General features: G+C 64.4%; 26 protein-coding genes and 1 tRNA gene. 12 read left to right on the top strand and 15 right to left on the bottom strand.

The genetic code is table 11. The features are described from left to right. Window positions 1-68: 68 nt before the first annotated feature. The 3 genes from ATN00_RS10290 to ATN00_RS10285 form a co-directional block, all read right to left on the bottom strand. Window positions 69-584, bottom strand: coding sequence for a DUF2285 domain-containing protein (locus tag ATN00_RS10290; RefSeq protein ID WP_231746246.1), 516 nt, complete (start codon window positions 582-584; stop codon window positions 69-71). 46 nt (window positions 585-630) lie between these two features. Further along, window positions 631-831 (bottom strand): transcriptional regulator domain-containing protein, encoded by a 201-nt coding sequence (locus ATN00_RS23945; RefSeq protein ID WP_139181289.1) that lies wholly within the window; start codon window positions 829-831, stop codon window positions 631-633. A gap of 143 nt (window positions 832-974) precedes the next feature. Beyond that, on the bottom strand, window positions 975-1,241 hold the full coding sequence (locus tag ATN00_RS10285; protein WP_062064418.1) for a hypothetical protein: 267 nt from the start codon (window positions 1,239-1,241) through the stop codon (window positions 975-977). 170 nt (window positions 1,242-1,411) lie between these two features. On the opposite strand from ATN00_RS10285, the gene ATN00_RS10280 reads away from it, so the two are divergent. Then, entirely contained in the window at window positions 1,412-1,639 is a 228-nt protein-coding gene (locus ATN00_RS10280) for a helix-turn-helix domain-containing protein (RefSeq protein ID WP_062064415.1), read from the top strand. Window positions 1,640-1,848: 209 nt separating this feature from the next. On the opposite strand, the gene ATN00_RS10275 is transcribed toward ATN00_RS10280, so the two are convergent. The 5 genes from ATN00_RS10275 to ATN00_RS10255 form a co-directional block, all read right to left on the bottom strand. Beyond that, complete coding sequence (locus ATN00_RS10275; protein ID WP_062064413.1) at window positions 1,849-2,073, bottom strand: hypothetical protein; 225 nt, start codon at window positions 2,071-2,073, stop codon at window positions 1,849-1,851. A gap of 36 nt (window positions 2,074-2,109) precedes the next feature. Continuing rightward, the gene (locus tag ATN00_RS10270) at window positions 2,110-2,781 is read right to left on the bottom strand and encodes a DNA methyltransferase (protein WP_062064411.1); all 672 of its coding nucleotides are present in this window, start codon (window positions 2,779-2,781) and stop codon (window positions 2,110-2,112) included. 280 nt (window positions 2,782-3,061) lie between these two features. Then, window positions 3,062-3,454 carry a hypothetical protein gene (locus tag ATN00_RS10265; protein WP_062064409.1) on the bottom strand — a complete coding sequence of 131 codons (393 nt, stop codon included), beginning with the start codon at window positions 3,452-3,454 and terminating at the stop codon, window positions 3,062-3,064. A gap of 167 nt (window positions 3,455-3,621) precedes the next feature. Further along, window positions 3,622-3,939 (bottom strand): DUF736 domain-containing protein, encoded by a 318-nt coding sequence (locus ATN00_RS10260; RefSeq protein ID WP_062064407.1) that lies wholly within the window; start codon window positions 3,937-3,939, stop codon window positions 3,622-3,624. A 347-nt stretch (window positions 3,940-4,286) separates the two neighbouring features. Continuing rightward, window positions 4,287-4,526: a DUF6429 family protein gene (locus ATN00_RS10255; RefSeq protein ID WP_062068658.1), complete on the bottom strand. Its 240-nt coding sequence runs from the start codon at window positions 4,524-4,526 to the stop codon at window positions 4,287-4,289. Window positions 4,527-4,724: 198 nt separating this feature from the next. Between ATN00_RS10255 and ATN00_RS23405 the strand changes: the two genes are divergently transcribed. From ATN00_RS23405 to ATN00_RS10240, 4 genes are all read left to right on the top strand, one after another. Continuing rightward, complete coding sequence (locus tag ATN00_RS23405; protein ID WP_139181290.1) at window positions 4,725-4,970, top strand: hypothetical protein; 246 nt, start codon at window positions 4,725-4,727, stop codon at window positions 4,968-4,970. A 116-nt stretch (window positions 4,971-5,086) separates the two neighbouring features. Beyond that, the gene (locus ATN00_RS10250) at window positions 5,087-5,377 is read left to right on the top strand and encodes a type II toxin-antitoxin system TacA family antitoxin (RefSeq protein ID WP_062064405.1); all 291 of its coding nucleotides are present in this window, start codon (window positions 5,087-5,089) and stop codon (window positions 5,375-5,377) included. 3 nt (window positions 5,378-5,380) lie between these two features. Beyond that, window positions 5,381-5,890, top strand: a complete 510-nt coding sequence (locus ATN00_RS10245; protein ID WP_062064403.1) for a GNAT family N-acetyltransferase — start codon at window positions 5,381-5,383, stop codon at window positions 5,888-5,890. 39 nt (window positions 5,891-5,929) lie between these two features. Continuing rightward, entirely contained in the window at window positions 5,930-7,612 is a 1,683-nt protein-coding gene (locus tag ATN00_RS10240) for a recombinase family protein (RefSeq protein WP_082635171.1), read from the top strand. Here the strand turns inward: ATN00_RS10240 and ATN00_RS10235 are convergent. Continuing rightward, window positions 7,583-7,658, bottom strand: a tRNA-Thr gene (locus ATN00_RS10235). The genes ATN00_RS10240 and ATN00_RS10235 overlap by 30 nt on opposite strands. A 167-nt stretch (window positions 7,659-7,825) precedes the next feature. On the opposite strand from ATN00_RS10235, the gene ATN00_RS10230 reads away from it, so the two are divergent. The 6 genes from ATN00_RS10230 (at window position 7,826) to ATN00_RS10205 (ending at window position 17,415) form a co-directional block, all read left to right on the top strand. Then, the gene (locus ATN00_RS10230) at window positions 7,826-9,097 is read left to right on the top strand and encodes a cytochrome-c oxidase, cbb3-type subunit III (protein WP_062064401.1); all 1,272 of its coding nucleotides are present in this window, start codon (window positions 7,826-7,828) and stop codon (window positions 9,095-9,097) included. Window positions 9,098-9,370: 273 nt separating this feature from the next. Then, a complete protein-coding gene (locus ATN00_RS10225) occupies window positions 9,371-14,032 on the top strand; it encodes an NAD-glutamate dehydrogenase (RefSeq protein WP_062064399.1) in 4,662 nt (1,553 codons plus the stop codon). Between the two features lie 241 nt (window positions 14,033-14,273). Further along, the gene (locus ATN00_RS10220; protein WP_062064398.1) at window positions 14,274-14,921 is read left to right on the top strand and encodes a PepSY-associated TM helix domain-containing protein; all 648 of its coding nucleotides are present in this window, start codon (window positions 14,274-14,276) and stop codon (window positions 14,919-14,921) included. 18 nt (window positions 14,922-14,939) lie between these two features. Then, window positions 14,940-15,473, top strand: coding sequence for a DUF2271 domain-containing protein (locus tag ATN00_RS10215; protein WP_062064396.1), 534 nt, complete (start codon window positions 14,940-14,942; stop codon window positions 15,471-15,473). 11 nt (window positions 15,474-15,484) lie between these two features. Beyond that, on the top strand, window positions 15,485-16,372 hold the full coding sequence (locus ATN00_RS10210) for a DUF4198 domain-containing protein (RefSeq protein WP_062064394.1): 888 nt from the start codon (window positions 15,485-15,487) through the stop codon (window positions 16,370-16,372). Window positions 16,373-16,548: 176 nt separating this feature from the next. Further along, window positions 16,549-17,415, top strand: coding sequence for an FAD:protein FMN transferase (locus ATN00_RS10205; RefSeq protein ID WP_062068656.1), 867 nt, complete (start codon window positions 16,549-16,551; stop codon window positions 17,413-17,415). Window positions 17,416-17,430: 15 nt separating this feature from the next. Here ATN00_RS10205 and fghA read toward each other — a convergent pair whose 3' ends face one another. The 6 genes from fghA to ATN00_RS10175 all read right to left on the bottom strand — a co-directional run bounded on the left by fghA (window position 17,431) and on the right by ATN00_RS10175 (window position 21,052). Then, on the bottom strand, window positions 17,431-18,273 hold the full coding sequence (gene fghA, locus ATN00_RS10200) for an S-formylglutathione hydrolase (protein WP_062064393.1): 843 nt from the start codon (window positions 18,271-18,273) through the stop codon (window positions 17,431-17,433). A gap of 11 nt (window positions 18,274-18,284) precedes the next feature. Further along, a complete protein-coding gene (locus ATN00_RS10195; RefSeq protein ID WP_062064391.1) occupies window positions 18,285-18,668 on the bottom strand; it encodes a VOC family protein in 384 nt (127 codons plus the stop codon). Window positions 18,669-18,679: 11 nt separating this feature from the next. Further along, window positions 18,680-19,789: an S-(hydroxymethyl)glutathione dehydrogenase/class III alcohol dehydrogenase gene (locus ATN00_RS10190; RefSeq protein WP_062064389.1), complete on the bottom strand. Its 1,110-nt coding sequence runs from the start codon at window positions 19,787-19,789 to the stop codon at window positions 18,680-18,682. A gap of 86 nt (window positions 19,790-19,875) precedes the next feature. Beyond that, the gene (locus ATN00_RS10185) at window positions 19,876-20,268 is read right to left on the bottom strand and encodes a DUF488 domain-containing protein (RefSeq protein ID WP_062064388.1); all 393 of its coding nucleotides are present in this window, start codon (window positions 20,266-20,268) and stop codon (window positions 19,876-19,878) included. A 10-nt stretch (window positions 20,269-20,278) separates the two neighbouring features. Beyond that, a complete protein-coding gene (locus ATN00_RS10180; RefSeq protein WP_062064387.1) occupies window positions 20,279-20,524 on the bottom strand; it encodes a hypothetical protein in 246 nt (81 codons plus the stop codon). Window positions 20,525-20,629: 105 nt separating this feature from the next. Next, on the bottom strand, window positions 20,630-21,052 hold the full coding sequence (locus ATN00_RS10175) for a MarR family winged helix-turn-helix transcriptional regulator (protein WP_062068654.1): 423 nt from the start codon (window positions 21,050-21,052) through the stop codon (window positions 20,630-20,632). A gap of 66 nt (window positions 21,053-21,118) precedes the next feature. Here ATN00_RS10175 and ATN00_RS10170 point away from each other — a divergent pair, with 66 nt between their 5' ends. Beyond that, a complete protein-coding gene (locus ATN00_RS10170) occupies window positions 21,119-22,903 on the top strand; it encodes a chloride channel protein (RefSeq protein WP_062064386.1) in 1,785 nt (594 codons plus the stop codon). Window positions 22,904-22,982: the final 79 nt, after the last annotated feature.

Below are 22,982 nucleotides of genomic sequence, written 5' to 3'. Positions count from 1 at the left end.
GGGGAACGAAGATTCGCAACCTCGCCGATGTGACCACCCCCCCGGGCGCGGACATGCGCCCGGCGCGATCAGCGGATGCGCAACAGCTTGCGGTAGCCGCCTTTCATCATGGCGGTGGCGTCGCGCACGAGGCGGTAGACGAAGGACCGGGAATCCGAGTTCTTGAAGTCGGATGCCGAAAGGTGCGCGGCTTCCTCCCTGTCGAGCGCGATCGCGATTTCGCGGTAGGTTGCCCCGGCGAGCCGCAGATCGAGCGCGCGCAGCATCAGTTCGAGCCGGGATACCCGGATTGCAGTGAGCGGCCAGCCGCGCGGCAACGGGCCAGTCCGCCTGCCCGCAATGAGCCGGTGGAAACGCAGCAGGCTGGCGATGCGGGTGACGAAATCCTTGTCGAGCGGGACGATCGCGGCGAGCGGCCGGCCGGGCGTCGGATCACGCAGCCACAGCCGATGTTCGCCGGCCGCATCCGCGACGACGACATGACGGCCATCGATCCCGGCCCGGTCGGCGAGCAGCGCGCCGAGCGTCAGCGGATCGACCGCCTTTGCGCCGTCATATCCTTCCGGCGCGGCATCGAGGATCACGGTGACGGCGGTCAGTTCGGGCCGCCAGAAGACCGTGCCCGACAGGTCATCCGCCCTGTAGGCGAAAGGATAACCCCCATTTACGGGCTAGCGCGGATCGCGCGCCCGTCGTGGGATTCTGCCCGAGGCTCTCGTGGGCGGCGCGATACTGGCGATTGCGTTGCAGGAACGCGGCGGCGAACTCCGACCGGCCGGGCGTGTCTGGTTTCGGCCCGGAGCGTCGGGCCTGTGACGGCGGTTTTGTCATGGGCATCCTCCCGGTCGCGTCCGGCGCGACTTCTGGAACCTTGAGGATGCAAGGCCGGAGTTTTTGCCGACAGCGCGAAGAACGCGCCGATGCATGCCGGAGCCGCACGGTGAAATAAGTCGATTTTGCTCAGCGCGTTAACGTTATCTGGTGGCGCGCGGGCCGAGCAGATATGCATAGCCGACTTCGGTCATCCACCGCGCGCGGGCGAGATGGCTGGCGTGCATCGCCTTCGCCCGATCCGGTTCGGCGGCGGGGACGATACCGAAGATTTGCGCTGCCGCCTCGGACCAGGGGACACCTTCATCGTCGGCGTCTAGCAGCCGGATATAGTCGGCAAGGTGGTTCTCGTCATAGGCAGTAAGCTGCGGCGCATCAGGCGCGCGATCCGCGAATTGGCTGCTACTCATGGCGCCCCCCATCATGTTGCCCGTTAACTGTTTTACCGCGAATTACGGCGCCGGATACGCGCGTGTCACGCATCATCAGATGCATCTTCTGCCAGCCGGGACTGCGGGTTCCCGTCGATACACCTTATATGGGATAAACCGGATGAGTTGTATCGTCCAGCTTTGCGGCCATGGACATGCGCCGCCTCGTAGGATTGAACTTTGTCAGGCTCAGAAAGGACAAAGGCTTGACCCAGGAGCGCCTGGCCGAAATGTCCGGCTTTACCCAACAGTATATCAGTGATCTGGAAAGAGGACGCCGCAATCCATCTGTTGTGACCTTGTTCCATCTGGCTTCGGCCCTGAACGTCACCCCTGCCGATCTTGTTGCTGAAATCGAGCCGCCCGCGGCCGAGTAGCTTCACAGACGTTGAGCACGAGCCGGGCCATGCCCGGCGACCGCGAAAAATCCGGCCGCATGGACCTGCGGGACATGCGGCCGGATTTCGCGGCTGCGCTGATCGCACATGGCGTGGGAGTGGCGGCCTGCGGCGAACCGTGACTTTCGATCGGTGCCGTCGCCAGCCATGCCCGCCCCCTGTGAGCCGGGCATGGCCTGGGGATGGCTTCATTCAAGCCAGAATTGCGTCGGACTGATTGCGTAAAGACGCCTGCTATCGTCGCCCGGACGAATCCAGTATTCGTAGGTCGTCCATCCCGGTTCGATCCCGTGTCGCCGCGCCCCTTCGATGGTCTCGCCGGTATGTCCAGTGCGATAGTAAGTCACCCCTTCCGGCGTGGTGATGGTCTTGGGCATCCGCTCGGGGCGGAAGGTTCTGATGATATCCGTCATGATCTTGCCTCCGGCTTGTGGGGAGAGATGGGCGACCTATGCGGCCGCCCGGTGATGGCGCTGCGAGGCAAGCCGCCTGCGCGCGGTGTGATAGTGGCCGTTGTCCAGTTCGATGCCGGTCCAGTCGCGGCCTAGCTGCTGCGCTGCCGCCAGGGTTGAACCGCTGCCGCTGAACGGGTCCAGCACAAGGTCGCCCGGCTGCGTGAACGCCTCGATCAACGGCACCAGCGCCTCAATCGGCTTCTGGGTGGGGTGCAGACGGTTGCCGGTATAGGGGAAGTCCAGCACATCGGGGATAGGCCGCGCCGGACGGATGGGATTGCCCTTAGCCAGCAAATAAGCCTGTTCATGTTCATAGCGAAGGAAACGGGCCGATGATGCATAACGCTTGCGAAAAACAAGGTGTCCGACAACACGGAAGCCCGCCGCCTTCCATGCGTCCATGAAAAGGTCGATCTTGTTCCAGCCATAGAAAGAGACGCAAAAGCCTCCGTCCTTCAAGACGCGGTGCATCTCGGCAAAGGCCGGGCGGAGCCAGCGGCCGTTATCGTCGTTCGCCACCTTGCGGCCCTGGCGGTCCCGGTAGCGGGTCACATAGGGCGGATCGGTCAGGATGAAATCCACCGTGCCGTCATCAAAGCTGCGCATCACGTCGATGCAATCGCCGTTGAAGATCACATTGCGGGGAGCCTGTGCATTGCTGGTCATGTCTCAAATCCTCTGGGTCTGAAGTTCAGCGAAGCGGAACGCCGCGCCTGAACTTCTGCCCGTCGGCGAGACCAGGGTAGCAACTGGCAAGGGCGGCCGGGGTGGAGGGGAATCACCCGCCTGCACAAGGCTTGCCGCGGAAGGTGGGGATACCGCCCCGGACGGTTCCACTTCCCTTGACCGGCGCGAGGACGGAGTCCTTAGCAACGATCGCGCCGCCCTGGCGGCGCAGGACGACACGCCGGCCATGCCGGCACACTCAATGTTCAGAAGATGAATTTCAGGCTGCGAGGCGTGCGACTGGCGTGCTGATAGTCCGCGCCGACAGGATGCGCAGCGACTTCACCGCGCAATCGAGCGAACTGGCCAGTCCGCTTTTACCCGATGAAAAGCCGGTGCCCTCGAACAGACCGATCAGACGATGCTCGTCTTCGGAGAGATGCGTGCCCTTACCGACGGCGATCCGCCTGCCGGATACCGCTTCGGCCAGAGTCAGGAAGCTGTCGAACACGGGCGCCAGCATATCGTGACCATCGCGGGACAACAGCGAGAACAGACCGGGTTGGACCGGCTGCCGATTGTCCCACGCTTCCCGCCAGCAACGCGCCGCGGCGATCAGCATCGCGGGCACGATGCCCGCATCATGCGATGGCGGCAAGAAATGGCGGGTCATCGTCGGTCCTTTCGGTTTTGCCCCTCGCTCTCTTTTTGAGAATTGTTCGCAGCGGTAGCGGCAACTCATGACTGGCACAAGACAGCGCGGCTGATTGTATCGCCCCTGGCGCCCGACCGGGCGTCCGAAGGAAGCGCCCCGCCATTGCTGGCGGGGCATGGCGCTGGTCAGCGGGACCAGAGCAGGATGTATTCGCCGGGGTGCTCGTTGCTCTCGACCAGGCTTGCGTAGAGCGGCGCAGGGAAACAGGGATCGTCGATCTTGACCGAAAGGTAGTCGCGCTCGTTGCGGCTGGTCTTGATCCAGGCGGCGCCGACCTCGACCTCGATGTGATCCGCGTTGGCGAAGGTCAGCCGGTAGTCGGGCGCCCGGTCGCTATCCTTCTCCACGGGCACGAACCTCGCGCGGGTGTTGAGTGTGAGGGTGGCGACCTTGCCCTCGATGACGCCGTCCTTGCCCCTGGTGAAAGTGCCGATGGTGCTCATGATGATACTCCGTTCGCTTGTCCGGGCCGCGCCCATCGCGGCCTCGTGGCGATCGGGGATCGGGGACGTTCGGCAGCGCACCGCTGCCCGGAGTTCCGGGCTTGCGGCCCGTGGACGGCCAAAGGACCACTTTTTTGTTTCGCGCTGCAAAGCCGAAGGCGGCGGAAAAAAGTGGTCCGGCGCCGTTGCGCCGACAGGCGGACCCGATCAGATCCAGCCATGAGGAAGGCCGTGAGGGTCGGCCAGGCAGGCAGGACAGAGGACAATGATGCGCCCGGCGTTTCATCGCAGGGCGAGACGGGTCGGTAGCAATGGTCGGTTACGCCCTCAATGTCACCGTGACGGAATCAGCGCGGGGAGAACAGCTCGAAGAACAGGCGCTCGGCCTCGGCCATGCCTTCATCGGTCAGCCAGACGGACTTCGCCTTGCGCACCGGATCGGAAATTAGCCCGCGTTCATGCAGCCGATTCATCGCGCTCCAGTCGAAACCCTTCCAGGCCGTGCCGGTGGCGTCGAGATTGAGCCACAACAGAGCAAGCACCGCCTCGTCGATTCTGCCGGTATCGATCTCTGTCCGCGAATCCATGGACCGAAGGATAGCAAACCGGGAGATATGGCGCATCCGCGATCCCGCCGTCAGCACGTATCTCTGCTACGCTTCGCTTCGCTATTTCCGCCTCGCGCCGCCGTGCGCCGAATCCCACCACCGCCGCCATGGTCCGGCAGACGTTTGTGAAATGGCGATTTTGCTGGATTCCCGCGGGACGTGCGGCAGCTTGGGTGCATGGTACTCTCTCGAAAACGCCGCCGTCGCGCTCCCCGAGGCTGGTCGCAAGGGCTGGAAGACCTGCACGATTACTACATGCAGCCGCCGCCGACGCGCGCGTCAAAGCGCGGCAACACCGCCAACGCGCCGATCATCGTCACCGACGACTGGCCCGAGCAGGTTCCCATCGGCGATGCCGAACTGCGCGTCATCGAAGGCGGCTTGCGCGAGGAACTGGACGCGCTGTTCGGGACGCTGCCGTGATGCAAATCGGGTCTCGCGTCCTGCGTCTTTGCGCTCGGGTGATACGGCCGGCAAACCCTGGTGATATTGACCGGCACGGTATTATGCCGTACATCTTTCTCCAAAGGAGATCAGCTATGTCGGCCCTTCAAAAACGCCGGAAACCGGAGCGCGAGATGAAGCGCGAACGGATCGAACTGCGCGTCAGCGCATCGGCCAAAGACCTGATTCAGCAGGCGACGGCCGTCACCGGCCTGACGGCAGGAGACCTCGCCTATGAAGGCGCGCGTCGCGTGCTCGACGAGCATCAACGCCTGGTGCTGTCCGGCGCGGATCGGGATGCCTTCTTCGAGGCGCTGATGAATCCGCCGGAGCCGTCCGAGCGGCTGATCGCCGCCATGCGCCGTCATCGCGATCTTGTGGGCTGACGATTGGCGATCGTCTTCGAAGCCCTCGGCAAGCACCATGATCGGTCGCGCTTCTCTTGCGGGCAGGCCGATCTGGATGGCTGGTTCCGGCGACGCGCCGGTCAGGATGACCGCCGTCACGTCGCGCGCGTCTTCGTCGCCACGGATTCGGAGATGGGCATTGTCGGTTTTTACAGCCTGAGCGCCTTCAAGCTGGAGCTGGGCGAGCTTCCTGACGAAATCGCCCGCAAGCTGCCGCGCTATGAAAGTGGTTATCCAGCGGCGCTGATCGGACGCCTTGCGCGGGACGTTCGGATGCGCGGCAAGGGCTTCGGTGAAGTCCTGGCGGTGGATGCGATCCGGCGCATTCTCGGCGCCGCCGAGACGCTGGCGGTGCTGGCCATTGTCGTCGATGCCAAGGATGAACGCGCGGCGGCCTTTTACGAGGGACTTGGCTTTACGCCTTTCCCGCGGCAGCCGAACCGGCTGTTCCTGCTGGCGTCGTCGGCGGTGCGGGGACTGGAGAAGATGTAATCGCGGTCGTGGGCCGCTGGTTGATGAAAGGATGTTGTCATGGCGACTGTCGCTCACGCCGAAACCGAAACGCCGCCGCTCGTGGCCACGGCCCGCGCCGCGCTCTACCTGCGCGTTTCCACCCCACGTCAGGCGGAGCATGATCTGTCGATTCCCGACCAGCGCCGCCAGCTTGAGGGCTATTGCCTCTCGAAAGGCTGGGAGGTCGCGGCCGAGTTCGTCGAGCCGGGCAACACGGCTACCGACGATCGTCGCCCATCGTTCCAGGCGATGATCGACGCGGCGATGGAAAAGCCTCCCGCGTTCGACGTGATCGTCGTCCATAGCTTCTCGCGCTTCTTCCGCGACCAGTTCCAGTTCGAGTTCTACGTCCGCAAGCTGGCGAAGAATGGTGTGCAGCTTGTCTCGATCACGCAGGTTCTCGGCGATGATCCGGCGAGCGAGATGATGCGCAGGATCATGACGCTGTTCGACGAATATCAGTCGAAGGAAACCGCCAAGCATACGCTGCGCGCGATGAACGAGAATGCGAGGCAGGGTTTCTGGAACGGCGCCCGCCCGCCGATCGGCTACCGCGTGGTCGAAGCCGAGAGGCGCGGCGCGAAGATCAAGAAGAAGCTGGAAATCGACCCGATCCATGCCGAGACCGTGCGCCGGATTTTCCGTCTGGCGCTGGAAGGCGTCGATGGACGCGGGCCGATCGGGGTCATGGCGATCGCCTGCTGGCTCAATGAGAACAATATCCGCACCCGCTATGGCGGGCGCTGGGGCAAGGGCATGGTGCATCAGGTGCTCACCCGGACGACTTATATCGGCCAGCACCGCTTCAATACCTATGATGCAAAGAAAGGGCGTCGGAAGCCCGAGGCCGAGCACGCGATCATGGAGACGCCGCCGATCGTCACGGTGGCAGAGTTCGAGGCCGTGCAGCGCTCCTTGAAGGCGCGCAGCCCGAAGATGATGCCGCCGCGTGCAGTGGGCGGCACGACGCTATTGACGGGCATCTGCTTCTGCGCGTGCTGCGGGGCCGCGATGACATTGCGCACCGGCACCAGCCGGAGCGGGCTGGAATATCGCTATTACACCTGCGCCACCAAGGCCACGAAAGGGAAGACCGGATGCCCAGGCGTGTCTCTCCCGATGGACCAGTTGAACGAGGCGGTGATCGAGCATCTCGAAAAGCGCCTGCTCGATCCTGCGCGGCTTGAGGTGTTGATGGACCAGCTTATCGCGCGGCGGGAGGAATGGGTGACCGAACGCCGCCAGCACGTCGCCGAGATGGAACGGCGGGCGACCGAGGCCGAAACCAAACTCTCCCGGCTCTACGAGGCGATCGAGAATGGACTGGTCGATATGGGCGATCCGTCGCTCAAGGGGCGCATCGCGGAACTGACCGCCATCCGCGACCAGGCGAGAGGCGATGCCGAGCGCGCGGTCGCGCACATCGAGCGGATCAGCCCGGAGATCACGGTCGAAAGCCTTCATGCCTTCGCGTTGGCTGCGAAGCGGAAGCTCCGGTATGATGATGGTTCCTATGCCCGAAATCATGTGCGGGCCGTGGCTCAGCGTGTCGAAGTCCATAGCAAGACGGACGTGCGAATCCTTGGCACCCGCACCGAATTGCTGCGGACCCTCACCGCCGCCTCTGGCGTAGAGGCGGCGGTGCTAGGGACTCGCGGTTTTGGACCGAAATGGTGCCGCTTACGTGACTCGAACACGTGACCCTCGCATTACGAATGCGATGCTCTACCAACTGAGCTAAAGCGGCATCGGGGCGGGCAAATAACAGCGGTTTGGGCGAAGGACAAGCGGACATTTTCGCTTCTTCCCCTCATTCGCGCGCTTTCTCGTCTTACGCGGCGTTCTTTACCGGGCATTTACCATCTGCTGCCACTGTGGGGCCCAAAGATTTGCTTTGGTTCAAGGATCGATCGGATGGACACTCTGCGGGGACATGATATCGACGGCGATCAGGATGATTTCGATTACGCCGACGATGCCGCGATCGAAAGCCCGCATGCTGTTATCACCAATGAACGGCGGATGCAGGTCCGCGCCTATAATTATTGGGCGTCGCTGCTGGGCGACCGCGCCTTGCCGTCGATCGAGGATCTTCAGCCCGAACAGCTTGAGGATTTCGGCCCCTACAGCGTATTGCTGGACTTCAGCGCCGGTGTCGATAACCCAGGGGTTATCTATATGGGCACGGCCCTGCGTCGGGAATGTGAGATCGGCGGGCCGATCAGTCACGTCGACGATGTGCCGGCCCGCTCGTTGCTGTCGCGCCTGACGGACCATTATCTCCAGATCATCGCCAATGCCGCGCCCATCGGCTTCGAAGCCGAATTCGTGAACCAGCGCGGCGCGGAACTGCTTTACCGCGGCATATTGATGCCCTTTTCCTCCGATGACGAGACGATCGACTTCGTGTTCGGCGTCATCAACTGGAAAGAGGTCGCCAGCCGGGAGGAAACCGATGCGCTGGAGCGGGAGGTTGGCGAGGCGCTGGGCCTTTCCCTGAACGATTTTGCCCGCGACGACGCAGCCATGGCCGATCCTTCGGTGCTTGACCTGACCGCTTCGGACATGATCGACATGCCGGTTCCCGATGCCGACGCCCCGCTGGCCGACTGGCTGGCCGCCGCCCGCGATGGCGCGGAGCAGGCGCGCGGCAGCGAAGCGCGCAGCCATGGCGCCCTCTATCATGCCATTGGCCTTGCCTATGATTTCGCCCTGGCCGCACGGGAATCGCCGGAAGATTATGCGGAACTGCTCACCGATGCAGGCATAAAGGTGCAGGCGCGCAGCCCGATGACCGCCGTCGTCAAGCTCATCTTCGGCGCCACTTATGACAAGACGCGCATCACCGAATATGCGGCGGCGCTCGACCATGGCTGCGTGCTGGGGCTGGGCATGGGGACGCTGGCCGATCATCTCGCCGCTTATGATGGCGGGCTGAAGGCACTGGTGCGCGACATCCGCGCCGCCCGCCGCGCCGAAATGCCCGCAAAGCCCGACCGCGGCGGCTTGGCGCGCCATGCGATAAAGCGCGCGCCCGCCCTCACGCCACAGGCGATCGCCACGGATGATGACGGCCTCGCCGTGGTCGTGGCACGCCGGGAAAAGGATGGTTCGCTCGCGATCGTAGCGGCGCTGCCGGGCGGATCGTCGCTGGGCCGGAAGGTGATGATCGCCGCCGCACCATGAACTTTCCCGCGCATGTGCATGGACATGACGGGGCCTGCATCCTATAAGCCGCCCATGAAGGAAGCGGCCTCGGCGCCCCTTCGCTGTGTCAAACCGCACAGGCCGCAACTCGTCATAATATTACGCAAATCGGTAACTTTATTTCCAATTCTCGCTTGAGCCGCACCGCGCTCGGGCGCATATAGACCTGCGAGCCGAGGAGTCGGATCGCGATCCATGCCTCCTTCGTTCTGGAAAAAGAAGCGGGAAATCCCGCGAGGATGAGGTGAACGCATGACGGCCGCGGCTGAGCCAAAGATCAAGGAAGTCGACCTTTCCATTCGTCAAGCTCTGGAGGACGCGCTGGCGCGCGGCGCGCTGCCGGGCGAAAGCGAGGGTTTCGATGAAGCCGCCATGGCCGACGCCGCCGCCTTCCTCGGCCGCACCGCCAGCCATCGCGCCTCCGGGGAGGCCGCCATCGCCGTCGAAACGCTGGGCGAAAGCATGTCGGGCCGCTTCATGCGGATCGCCCTTGTCAACGATGACATGCCCTTTCTGGTGGATTCCATCGCCAACACGCTGGCGGCGGTGGACATCACCATCCACCGCCTGCTCCATCCCATTTTGTCGGTCAACCGCGACGCGAAAGGCGCGCTCAAGGCGATACTGGACGATGAGGCATCGGGCGCCCGCCGGGAATCGATGATCTATATCGAAGCGGATCGCGCTGACGCGAAGGTCCGCCGCGCGCTGGAAAAGGATCTGCACGACACGCTAGCCGACGTGCGGGCCGCGGTCACGGACTGGCCGCGGATGCGCGAAGCGATGGCGGCCGATGCCGACGCCATCCCCGATGAGGAAGGGGCGGCGCTGCTGCGCTGGTTCCTCGCCCGCCATTTCACCCAGATCGGCCATGAGATATGCGACCGCGACGGCAAGGCGCGGGACGGCGTCGGCATCTGCGCCCTGCGCGACAAGCCGCTGATCGCGCCCGCTTCCCGCGATGCCGCCTTCGCCTGGTTCGAGGAGGGCAAGCGCGTTCCCCTCATCATCAAATCCAACATCCTTTCGCGCGTGCACCGCCATGTGCTGCTCGACCTCATCATCGTGCCGGTGCGGGAGGGCAAGGATGTGGTGGCGCTGTCCATCCATGCGGGCATGTGGACCAGTTCCGCCCTTGCCGCGCCGCCGGACAAGGTGCCGCTGCTACGCTCGGCCCTGTCGCTGCTGATGGAAAAATTCGGCTTCGATCCGGTAGGCCATGCAGGCAAGACGCTGGTCCATGCGCTGATCGCCCTGCCTCATGACATATTGATCGGCTTCGACCGCGAAACGCTGGAGCGGCTGGCGCTGACCTTCATGTCGCTGGCCGACCGCCCGCGTCCGAAGCTTGCTCTGGCCACCAGCGCGCTGGCCCGCCACCTCTATGCCTTTGTCTGGCTCCCGCGTGAGGAGCTGTCCACCTCCCGCCGCGTTTCCATTCAGAACATGCTGTCGCAAGCTGCCAAAGGACAGGTGCTCAGTTGGTCGGTCGCGCTGGAGGAAGGGGGCCTCGCCCTGCTCCGCATCACGCTCGACCTGCGCGACGGCGGCATGGTGCCCGATGACGTGGCCCTTGACGAACGCCTGCGTAAGATGGTGCGCGGCTGGCTTCCCGCCGTCGAGGAATCACTCGCCGAAACCGAAGAGCCGGGCCGCGCCGCCGCCCTCGCCCAGCGTTTCGCCCCTGGCTTCCCCATGGCCTATCGCAATGGCGCGGGCGCGGCGGAAGCGGCGCTCGACATCCGCCTGATTCACGGCCTTTCCGGCCCCGGCGACAAGTCGATCCGCATCTACCGCAATCCCGAAGACGCGGCGGAAAGACTGCGGCTCAAGCTGTACAGCCATGACGCCATCGCGCTCTCCGAAGTCGTCCCCGCCTTCGAGAATTTCGGCTTCCGCGTGATCGACGAGATGACGACCCCAATCGACGGCGGCGCGCTGGGCCATGTCCAGCGTTTCGTGCTGGAACTGCCCAGCGGCGGCGATGCCCAGGCGGTGATCGCCCGCGCCGACATCGTGACCGAAGCCATCGCGCAGGTGCTGGAAGGCGTGGCGGAAGACGATCAATTGAACGAACTGATCGTGACGGCGGACCTGTCGCAGCGCGCGGTCGTGCTGTTCCGCGCCCTGTTCGGCTATCTACGCCAGACCGGCATGGCCTATGGCCGGGCGACGGTCGCCAATACGCTGCGCCGCGAAAAGGACGTGGCGCTTCAGCTTGTCGAACTTTTCGCCGCGCTCCACGACCCGGCGGGCAAGGACAGCGAAACCCGCGCCGCCAAAGCGCAGGCCGCCATTGACGAGGGCCTCGAAAAAGTCACCGCGATTGACGAGGATCGCGTGTTGCGCCTGCTCCGCGCCGTCATCACCGCGACCCTGCGGACCAATTTCTTCGCCCCCGCCTCCGCCGAAGCCCTCGCCTTCAAGCTCGACAGCGCGCAGGTTCCCGGCCTTCCCGCCCCGCTGCCATGGCGTGAGATCTGGGTCTATTCCCCCCGCGTGGAGGGCATCCACCTGCGCGCCGGCCCGGTCGCGCGCGGCGGGCTGCGCTGGTCGGACCGGCGCGACGATTTCCGCACCGAAGTCCTCGGCCTCATGAAGGCGCAGCGCGTCAAGAACGCCGTCATCGTGCCGACCGGGGCAAAGGGCGGCTTCTATCCCAAGCAACTCCCCAATCCGCAGGTCGACCGCGACGCATGGATGGCGGAGGGCACGGAAAGCTACCGCATCTTCATCCGCGCGCTGCTGTCCGTCACCGACAATATCGTCAAGGGCAAGGTCAAGCATCCCGCGCAGGTCGTCATCCATGACGGCAACGATCCTTATTTCGTCGTCGCGGCGGACAAGGGCACGGCGACCTTCTCCGACGTCGCCAACGCCATCGCGCTGGAACATGATTTCTGGCTGGGCGACGCTTTCGCCAGCGGCGGCAGCCATGGTTACGATCACAAGGCGATGGGCATCACCGCGCGCGGCGCATGGATCAGCGTGCGCCGCCACTTCGCCGAAATGGGCGTGGACGTGCAGAGCGATCCCGTCACGGTCGTGGGCTGCGGCGACATGTCGGGCGACGTGTTCGGCAATGGCATGTTGCTCAGCAAGGCGATCCGCCTGGTCGCCGCCTTCGACCACCGCCACATCTTCATCGATCCCGATCCCGACCCGGCGAAAAGCTGGGCGGAGCGCGAGCGCCTCTTCAAGCTCCCCCGCTCCAGTTGGGACGATTATGACAAGGCGCTGATCTCGAAGGGCGGCGGCGTTTTCCCCCGCTCGCTCAAGAGCATCCCCCTGACCCCGGAAATGCAGGCCGTCCTTGGCGTCACCGCCACGGAAATGGAGCCGACCGCGCTCATTTCCGCGATCCTCAAAAGCCCCAACGACCTGCTCTGGTTCGGCGGCATCGGCACCTATGTGAAGGCGGCCGCGCAAAGCCAGGGCGATGTCGGCGATCCCGCCAACGATCACCTGCGCGTCAATGGCGAGGATCTGCGCGTCAAGGTCGTGGGCGAAGGCGCCAACCTGGGTGTCACGCAGGCGGGGCGCATCGCCTTTTCCCTGCGCGGCGGACGCATCAACACCGACTTCATCGACAATTCGGCGGGGGTCGATTGCTCGGACAATGAAGTCAACATCAAGATCGCGCTCAACAAGGAGATGATCGAAGGCCGCCTCGCCTTCGACGCGCGCAACACCCTCCTGGAAAGCATGACCGACGCGGTGGCCGACATCGTGCTGGAGGATAACCGGCTTCAGGTGCTGGGCCTTTCCATCGCGGAAAGCGGCGGCGCGGCGGACCTTGCCAGCTATGTCCGCCTCATCGAAACCTTCGAGGAAGCAGGCAGGCTCGACCGGCAGGTGGAGGGGCTGGCGGCGAACGACCAGCTTCTGCGCCGCAGTCAGGACGGCCTGGGCCTCACCCGCCCCGAACTCGCCGTCCTTCTCTCCACCGCCAAGCTCGCGCTTCAGGATGCGATCGAACAGGGCGATCTTGCCACCGATCCCAGCATGGGCGGCGAACTGATGGCCGCCTTCCCCGCCGCGATGCAGAAGAAGGAGGCGGACGCCATCGCCGCCCATGCCCTGAAAAAGGAAATCATCGCCACCAAGGTCGCGAACCGCATCGTCAATCGCCTCGGCCTCATCCACCCGTTCGAACTGGCGGAGGAAGAAGGCTGCTCGATGAGCGACCTTGCCAGCGCCTTCCTGATCGCGGAACGGCTCTATGGCATCCACAAGCTGTGGGACGACATCGACGCGGCGGACATGTCGGAAGCGGCCCGCCTCGCCCTGTTCGGCCATATCGCGGGCGGGATGCGGGCGCAGATCGCGGACATCCTGCGTTCCGTCCCCACCGGCACGCTGCCGGACGAGGGGCAGAAGCTGCTCGCCAAAGGCGTCGGCAAACTGGCGAGCAAGGTCGACGACCTCCTCACCAGCGAAGCCATCCGCCGCACCGCCGCCGTCACCGATCATCTTCTCTCGCTCGGCGCGCCGGAGGATCTGGCCCATCGCACCGCCGGCCTGTTCAAGCTGGACGGCGCGGTCGGCATCGCCATGCTGGCCGAAAAGCTGGGCGTGGACGAAGTCGCCCTCACCCGCGCCTTCACTCATCTGGGCGAAGCGGTCGGCATCGACTGGGTCCAGTCCGCCGCCGCCCGGATGGAGCCGACCGACCCATGGGAGCGCCTGCTCATTTCCGGCGTCGCCCGCGACATGCAGCAGGTGCGGCTCGACCTGCTGGCCCATGCGAAGGGCAAGGACATCGCCGCCCATGTCGAAAACTGGCTGAAGGAAAAAAGCTCCCGCATCCGCCAGTTCCGCACCCTCGTCCAGCGCGCCAAGGCCGCGGCCGTCCCCAACGTCGCCATGCTCGCCGAAATCGCGGGGCAGGCGCGGGGCCTGCTGGGACGCTAAAAATCCTCCCCTGCAAGGGAAGGAATAGCAAACCATCACATCCTCCCCTTAAAGGGGAGTTGGCAGACCGAAGGTCTTATGGAGGGGTATCGGCGCTCTCAAGGGAGCGTTACCCTTTCTATTCAGCACAGAACGTTTCCGCTTACATCTTGATACAATTTCCCTTCCCCGCAGGTTTGCAATTGCGAGTCGTTCGCGTTATTCGACCCGTCTCGCGCCACACAGGATTCGCCGCTTTCCAATGCACGCCCCCGCCAGCCTTCAACCCAAAAAGAAGAAGAAAGCGCCCAAGGCTTTCTGGCTGAAGCAACTTCATGCATGGCACTGGATCAGTTCGGCGGTCAGTCTCATCGGCCTGCTGCTGTTCGCCTTCACCGGCATTACGCTCAATCACGCCGCCGATGTGGAGGCCGCCCCGCAAACGGTCGAAAAGGCCGCGACCCTGCCCCCCGCTCTGCTCAAGCAGGTCGCACCCGACGACAAGCCCGACGCCAAGAAACCCCTGCCCGCCGACATCGCCCACTGGGTCGAACAGGAAATCGGCCAGCGCGGCGCGGGCGAAGCGGAATGGTCCGCCGACGAAGTCTATCTCCCCCTGCCCCGCCCCGGCGGCGATGGCTGGGTGTCGATCGACCGGCACAGCGGCGCAGTCACCAGCGAAGCGACCAGTCGCGGCTGGGTCAGCTACCTCAACGACCTGCACAAGGGCCGCAACACCGGCACGGTCTGGAAATGGTTCATCGACATTTTCGCCGTCGCCTGCTTCCTCTTCGCGCTGACCGGCCTGCTGCTGCTCCAACTCCACGCGGCCAAGCGACCCAGCACATGGCCGCTGGTCGCCATCGGCCTTGCCATCCCGGCGATCCTCGCCATCGTCTTCATCCACTGACAGGGGAAAAGAACAACCATGCAGATCAGCCACAAACTGCTGCTGACCGGCGGAGCGGCGCTGGGCGCGACCGGCGCTCTGGCCGTGCCCGCGCAGGCCGAAACGCTGAACCTCACCGTCAATATTCCCCGCCTGTCGGTGGCGGAATATCACAAGCCTTATGTCGCCGTCTGGCTGGAGAAGGAAGGCGCGACGCCGCGCACCCTGTCGGTCTGGTATGATTATGACATGAAGAATAGCGAAGGCACGAAATGGCTGCGCGACGTGCGCCAATGGTGGCGCGCCTCTGGCCGGACGATGCAATTCCCCGCCGACGGCGTCACTGGCGCCACCCGCGCGCCGGGCGATCAGAAAATCACCTTCACCACCGGCAAGGGGCCGTTGGGCCAGCTTGGTCCGGGCAATTACACCTTGATCGTGGAAGCCGCGCGCGAAGTCGGCGGCCGCGAAGTCGTCCGCCTGCCCTTCACATGGCCCGCCAGACCCGGCGCGGTCGTGCGGGCCAAGGGCGCGAGCGAATTGGGGGCAGTCAGCCTCAGCATCGGTAAATGAGGGGAAGTTCCATGAAGGCCAGATTTCTGATCGCCGGCGCGCTTGCCGCGCTGACGCTTTCCACCGCCGCGCAGGCGCATCGCCAGTGGATGCTGCCGTCCTCCACCGTGCTGTCCGGCGATGATAGCTGGGTGACGGTGGACGCCGCCGTGTCCAACGACCTCTTCTATTTCGAACATTTCCCGATGAGCACGGACAATATCGCCGTGACCCGGCCGGACGGTTCGGCGGGTCAGATCGAAAACGCCGCCAAGGGCCGCTACCGCTCCACCTTCGACGTGCATCTGACACAGCCGGGCACCTGGCGCATCGCCAGCGTGTCGACCGGCGTGATGGGCAGCTACATGCTGAACGGCAAGCGCGAACGCCTGCCGCGCGGTACGACCAAGGAAACGCTGGCCACAGCGATCCCCGCCGGAGCGACTGACGTGCAGACCGCCGAAGCCGCCAACCGGAACGAGATTTTCGTGACGCTGGGCGCGCCGACCACCAATCTCTTCAAGCCCACCGGCGTCGGCCTTGAAATGGTGCCCGTCACCCATCCCAACGACCTTGTTTCGGGCGAAAGCGCGACCTTTCAGTTTCTGCTCGATGGCAAGCCCGCATCCAGCCTCAAAGTCACGGTGATCCCCGGCGGTATCCGTTACCGCGATTCCCTGGGCCAGATGGACCTCACCACCGGCGCGGACGGCAAGCTGTCAGTCACATGGCCGCAACCGGGCATGTACTGGCTCAATGCCAGCATCGGCGGCGGACGCGAAGGCGGCCCCGGCGGCAGCGAAGGCAAGGGGCCGGGCGCGGCCGAAGGAAAAGGCCCGCCGTCACCCCCGCAGGCCCCCGCAGGCCCGCCCGAGCGCCGCGCCTCCTACGTCACCACGCTGGAAGTGCTCGCGCCCTGAGCAGCCAAGGACTTGGGCGCATCGGGGCGGGTGTCTGACCTGTCCCGATCCAGCCCAGCCAGAACACAGGATCGGGTGTGCCCGCCATCCGCATAGCCATCCCGCCCGATCTTTCGCCCGACCAGTTCGACGGTCGCAACCGGGCGGGAAAGATCACGGACCTTGGCGGGCCGACCATGGGCACGATCTGGTCGGCCCGCATCGTCGACGCGCCCACCGATTGTGCGGCGCTGATCGAAACCGTCCTCGCCCGCATCATCGCGCAGATGAGCAATTGGGAGGCGGAATCCGACATCAGCCGCTTCAACCGGCTGCCCCTTGGGCAATGGATGTCCCTCCCCGATGAGATGATGGCGGTCCTGCGCGCAGGACTTGACATGGCGCGCCTCTCCGGCGGCGCCTTCGATCCCGCTATCGGAAATCTGGTCGACCGCTGGGGCTTTGGTCCCGGCAAGGAAGTGGCAACCGGAACACCCGCCTCGCCTCCCTGGCAGGCCATAGAGATGGATGGTTTCCGCGCCCGCCGCCTCGCCCCGGTCGCGCTCGACTTCTCCGGCATAGCCAAAGGCTATGCCGTCGATGCCGTGGCTCAGGCTCTCAAAACACGATCCCTCCACCATTTCCTGATCGAGATCGGCGGCGAACTGCGCGGAGAAGGCGTCAAGCCCGACATCCAGCCATGGTGGGTGGACGCGGAATCTCCACCCGGCCTCGCCGTCCCGACGCTTCGCATCGCGCTTTGCGGCCTTTCCGTCGCCACCTCCGGCGACTATCGCCGCTTCCGCATGGAAGGCGGCCGCCGTCTCTCCCACAGCATCGACCCCGCGACCGGCGCGCCCATTACCCATGACGTGGCCGCCGTCACCGTCCTCCACCAAAGCGCCATGCTGGCCGATGCCTGGGCGACGGCCATCACCGTCCTTGGCCCCGATCGCGGCATGGCGCTCGCCACCCGGCACGGTATCGCCGCCCGCCTCATCGGGCGAACGAGCGATCAGGCGCAGGAATATATGACCCCCGCCCTTGCCGCCATGCTCGACTGACCGGGCACGCCGCCGTCAGAGCCCCTTCAGCCGGTGGGCATGCCACCGCACATGCTCTTCCATGAATGTCGATATGAAATAATAGCTGTGGTCATATCCCGGCTGCATGCGGATGGTCGCCTTCTGCCCGGCGGCAAGGCAGGCCTCCTCCAGCCAATGCGTCTGGAGCTGTTCCTCAAGGAACGGATCGGCATCACCCTGATCCACCAGCATGTCAGGCATCCGCGCGCCATCCTCGATCAGCGCGACGGCATCATGCCTGCGCCAGGCATCGCGATCATCCCCCAGATAGCCTGCCAGCGCCTTCTGTCCCCACGGCACCCGTCCCGGCGCAACGATCGGGGCAAAGGCCGACACCGCCTTGAAGCGATCGGGAAAAGTCAGCCCGATCGTCAGCGCGCCATGTCCGCCCATGCTGTGCCCCATGATGGATTGGCGCGACGGGTCGGCGGGGAAATGCGCGCCCAACAGGGCAGGCAATTCTTCGGTGACATAGGTCCACATGCGATAATGGGCCGCAAAGGGCGGCTGCGTCGCATCGACATAGAAACCCGCGCCAAGGCCGAAATCATAAGCGCCCTGCGGATCGTCCGCCACGCCTTCGCCCCTGGGGCTGGTGTCGGGCGCGACGAAGATCAGGCCGAGTTCGGCGCAGGCGCGGCGATACTCCCCCTTTTCCGTCACATTGGCATGAGTGCAGGTCAGGCCGGACAGATACCAGACGACCGGCAGCCGCGCGCCTTCCGCATGCGGCGGCACGAAGACGGAAAATGTCATGTCCGTCCCCGTCGCCAACGATGCATGACGGTAAACGCCCTGCACGCCGCCATGGGCATGGCTGGTCGAAAGCGTTTCCATGGCTGGCCGGGTCAAGCCGTCATGCGATGCATGGCGCAAAGCTTGTTGCCATAAGGATCGCGAAGATAGGCAAGATACATATTGCCGAACCCGCTTGCCCGAATGCCCGGAGGGTCCTCGACCGACTTGCCGCCATTGGCGATCCCCGCCGCATGCCATGCATCGACCTTTTCGGGCGAATCGCAGGTGAAGCCGATGGTGCCGCCATTGGCGTGCGACGCCTGCTGGCCGTTGATGGGACGGATGATAAGGAACACGCCCTTATCGGACGGATAGGCGTAGCGATCCTCGCTCACCGCCATGGCCGGGCCATAGCCCAGCGGCCCCAGCACGGCATCATAGAAGGCCTTCGATATTTCCAGATCATCGGCGCCGACGGTCACATGACTGAACATTGTCCCTCTCCTCAATAAACGACGACGGACCGGATGCTTTCCCCCGCATGCATCAGGTCGAAGCCCTTGTTGATCTCTTCCAGGCTGAGCACATGGGTGATCATCGGATCGATCTCGATCTTGCCGTTCATATACCAATCCACGATTTTCGGCACGTCGGTTCGCCCCTTCGCCCCGCCAAAGGCGCTGCCTTTCCAGACGCGCCCCGTCACAAGCTGGAAGGGCCGCGTGCTGATTTCCTTGCCCGCTTCGGCGACCCCGATGATAATGCTTTCGCCCCAGCCGCGATGGCACGCTTCCAATGCGGTCCGCATGACGCCGGTATTGCCCGTGCAATCGAACGTATAGTCCGCGCCGCCATCGGTCAGTGCGACCAGATGCTGGACGATGTCTCCCTCTATCTTCGCCGGGTTGACGAAATGGGTCATGCCGAAACGGCGTCCCCATTCTTCCTTGCCGTCATTGATGTCCACGCCGACGATCATGTCCGCGCCCACCAGCTTGGCGCCCTGAATGACGTTGAGGCCGATGCCGCCCAGGCCAAAGACGATGACGTTGGAACCGGGCGTGACCTTCGCGGTCTTGACCACCGCGCCCACGCCCGTCGTCACGCCGCAGCCGATATAGCAGCTCTTGTCGAAGGGCGCGTCCTCCCGGATCTTCGCCACGGCGATTTCCGGCAGCACCGTGAAATTGGAAAAGGTGGAACAGCCCATATAGTGGAAGATCGGCTGCCCCTTGTAGGAAAAGCGCGTCGTGCCGTCCGGCATCAGCCCCTTGCCCTGCGTGGCGCGGATGGCGGTGCACAGGTTGGTCTTTCCCGACAGGCAGCTTTTGCACTGGCGGCATTCGGGGGTGTAGAGCGGAATGACATGATCGCCCGGCTTCACCGAAGTCACGCCCGCACCGACTTCGCGCACGATCCCGGCGCCTTCATGCCCCAGGATCGAAGGAAAGATGCCCTCGCTGTCCAATCCATCCAGCGTATAGGCGTCCGTATGGCAAATGCCGGTCGCCATGATTTCGACCAGAACCTCGCCCGCCTTGGGGCCTTCCAGATCGACCTCCACGATTTCGAGGGGCCTTTTCGCCTCGAATGCGACAGCGGCTCTGGTCTTCATGCGTAAACTCCTAACCCATATTCCGGGGCTATCTTTAGGACAAAAGTCAGCGGATGGAACCCCGCGCCAATGTCTCGATAAAGAGCTCAGGCGTCGCTTGGCTTGGAACCGGCCTTGGGCGCTTTCCCGCAACGGTCGCGCAGATATTGGGCCAGAACGACCGCATGATTGCACCGCTCATCATGCGCGGCATAGAGCAGGGTCACGTCCCCCTTGACCGCCCTATCGCACAGCAGCGCGACGGCATCGGGATTATCATCCAGTTCTCGCCGGTATCGGTCGCGAAACGCATCGAATTTCGCGGGGTCATGACCGAACCATTTCCGCAGCGCGGAGGACGGCGCGATCTCCCTGCACCACAGGGTCAGGTCCGCCGCTTCCTTCGTGACGCCGCGCGGCCAGAGGCGGTCGACCAATATCCTCTGGCCGTCCGCCTGCGCCGGCGGCTCGTAAATTCTCCTGATGCCGATCTTGCCCATGGTCTAAAGCCTAAGCGAGGTTGAACAGCGTGAACATGCCGCCGATGGCGATGCCGAACACCATCAGCATGACGCCCGCGATCCGCAGCATATAGGTCAGCGGATCGCCGCCATCTTCTTCCGCCGCGACGGATTTCGCAGGCGTCCGCGGCCTGCCGATGATGCGGCGCGCCATATCCTGCCTGAACGCCATGGTGAAACCGGCAATGGCCAGAACAAGACCGAAAAGGTCGATGATCCATACATAGCCGGGCAAATCGCTCCTCCTCGTTACAGGCGTCCAGGCCGATCTGCGCCCTCTTCCAGGATAAAACAAACGACTATTATCTTTATCCAGGGGCAATATTCTTGCGCTCATGGCTCACGCTAGCTGGCCCAGAATATCCAGCAGCACCGGCCGCAGCTTCTGCACTTCCTCGCGATGGATCGCGGTCAACGCCGCCAGCATAGCATAAGCGCCCGGCGTCAGGCGCAGATAGACCCGGCGGCGATCCGCCGCCGCCGCCTCACGCACAACCAGCCCCAGCGCCACCAGACGGTCGACAAGCCCCGTCGCGCTATGGGGCTTCAGGATCAACCGCTCCGCCACATATCCGACCGTCGCCTGTTCCGGCGTCGCGGCCCGGATCGCCAGCAACGCCTGATGCTGCTGCGGCGTCAGCCCGGCCTGGGCGGCCTGACCTTCGCTGAACGACTGGAACCGGCGGATCGCATGGCGAAACGCCGCCAGCGCCCGATAATCCGCATCGGTCAGTTCCTTCTCCTGCGTCACCCCGATCTCCATCATTGTATTATATCGTATTACGATATAATTGGCGCGCCTCAACCTTGCTAGAGAGCGCCATTCCGCATGTCCCTTACGCCAACGCGCGCCGCCGAAACACATCAACTGGCCGATCATAGCGTGGATCGCCGCATGGCGCTGCTCGCGCTGATGGCCGTTATCGTCGGCACGGGAGGCGCGATGGGCGCGTGGATATTGGTCAAGCTCATCGCCATCGCCACCAACCTCTTCTGGTTCGGCCGCCTGTCCGCCGACAGCGTGGCGATCACCGAAGCCTCGGTCGGCTTCCTGGTGGTGCTGATCCCCATCGTCGGCAGCCTGATCGTCGGGCTGATGGCGCGCTTCGGCTCCGACAAGATCCGCGGCCACGGCATCCCCGAAGCCATCGAAACGATCCTGTTCGGCGAAAGCCGCCTGTCGGTGAAGGTCGCCCTGCTCAAGCCCCTGTCTTCGGCCATTTCCATCGGCAGCGGCGGTCCCTTCGGCGCGGAAGGGCCGATCATCATGACCGGCGGCGCCATCGGTTCCCTCTTCGCCCAATGCTTCCACCTGAGCGCCGCCGAACGCAAGACATTGCTGGTCGCGGGCGCGGCGGCGGGCATGACCGCCATCTTCGGAACCCCGCTGGCCGCCATCCTTCTGGCGGTGGAAGTGCTGCTCTTCGAATGGAAGCCGCGCAGCTTCGTGCCCGTGGTGGTCGCGGCGCTGGTCTCCTTCGCATGGCGGCCTTTCCTTATCGGGTCCGGCCCCATGTTCGCGACTGCGCTGGCGTTGCCAGGATCGTCCTGGGATCTGCTGGCGGCGGCGGGCATCGGGATCGTCGTCGGTCTGGAAGCGACATTCCTGTCGACCGCCCTCTACCGGATCGAAGATCTGTTTCACCGGCTCCCCGTCCACTGGATGTGGTGGCCCGCCATCGGTGCGGTCGTGGTGGGCTTTGGCGGCCTGATCGACGCGCATGTGCTGGGCGCGGGCTATGCCAGCATAGAGGCGCTGCTTGCCGCCTCCCTCCCGCTCAGGGTGGTCGCCGCCCTGCTGGTCGTGAAGGGCGTCGTATGGCTCGTCGCGCTGGGATCGGGCACTTCGGGCGGGGTTCTCGCGCCCCTTCTTATCCTTGGTGGCGCGGCGGGCTTCCTCATGGGACAGTTCCTGCCCGGCGATCCCGGCTTCTGGGCGATGATCGGCATGGCCGGCATCATGAGCGGCGCGATGCGCGCGCCCATGACCGGCGCGATCTTCGCGGTCGAACTGACCGGCCATTTCGAAGCGATCCCCTGCACCGTCGCGGCGGCGGGCGCTGCCTATGCCGTCAGCGTGCTGCTGATGCGCCGGTCCATCTTAACCGAAAAGATCGCGCGGCGCGGGCGTCACATCCTTCAGGAATATACGGTGGACCCGCTCGACCTGCTGCAAGCCGGACAGTTGATGACCCGCGATCCCGCGACCCTGCCGGGGTCCATGACCATCGCGCAGACGGTGTCCTTCTTCGCGGTGGACGCCATCCACCGCAGCTATCCCGTGGTCGATCCCGAAGGACGCCTGCTGGGCCTGGTATCGCGGACCGACGCCCTGCGCTGGCAGATGGAAGCGAATGGCGGCACCGTTTCCCTCGCCGACGCCATATCCGACGCCGCCCAGCCCGTCGCCTATCCCGATACGCCCAGCGGCGTGGTGGCGGACCTCATCATCGAATCGGGCATCGGCCGGATACCCATCGTCGATCCCGACAGCCGCCGCGTGCTCGGCATCCTCTCGCGGCAGGATCTCCTCAAGGCCCGCAGCGCGCATCGGCTGGCGGAAACCGGACGAAAGCGTTTCATCGGCCGCCCGGAAAGGCCCGCCACGCCCTGAACATCCGGCGCGTATCGCCGCGTTGCCAAGATGCCATCATTATACATGTATTTAGCGCCCCGACGCGCTAAAAGGCGCG

This window comes from Sphingobium baderi, from assembly GCF_001456115.1.
Classification (GTDB): Bacteria; Pseudomonadota; Alphaproteobacteria; order Sphingomonadales; family Sphingomonadaceae; genus Sphingobium; species Sphingobium baderi_A.
The sequence above is the reverse complement of the archived record's forward strand: the minus strand, read 5'-3'. Positions and strand labels throughout refer to the sequence as shown.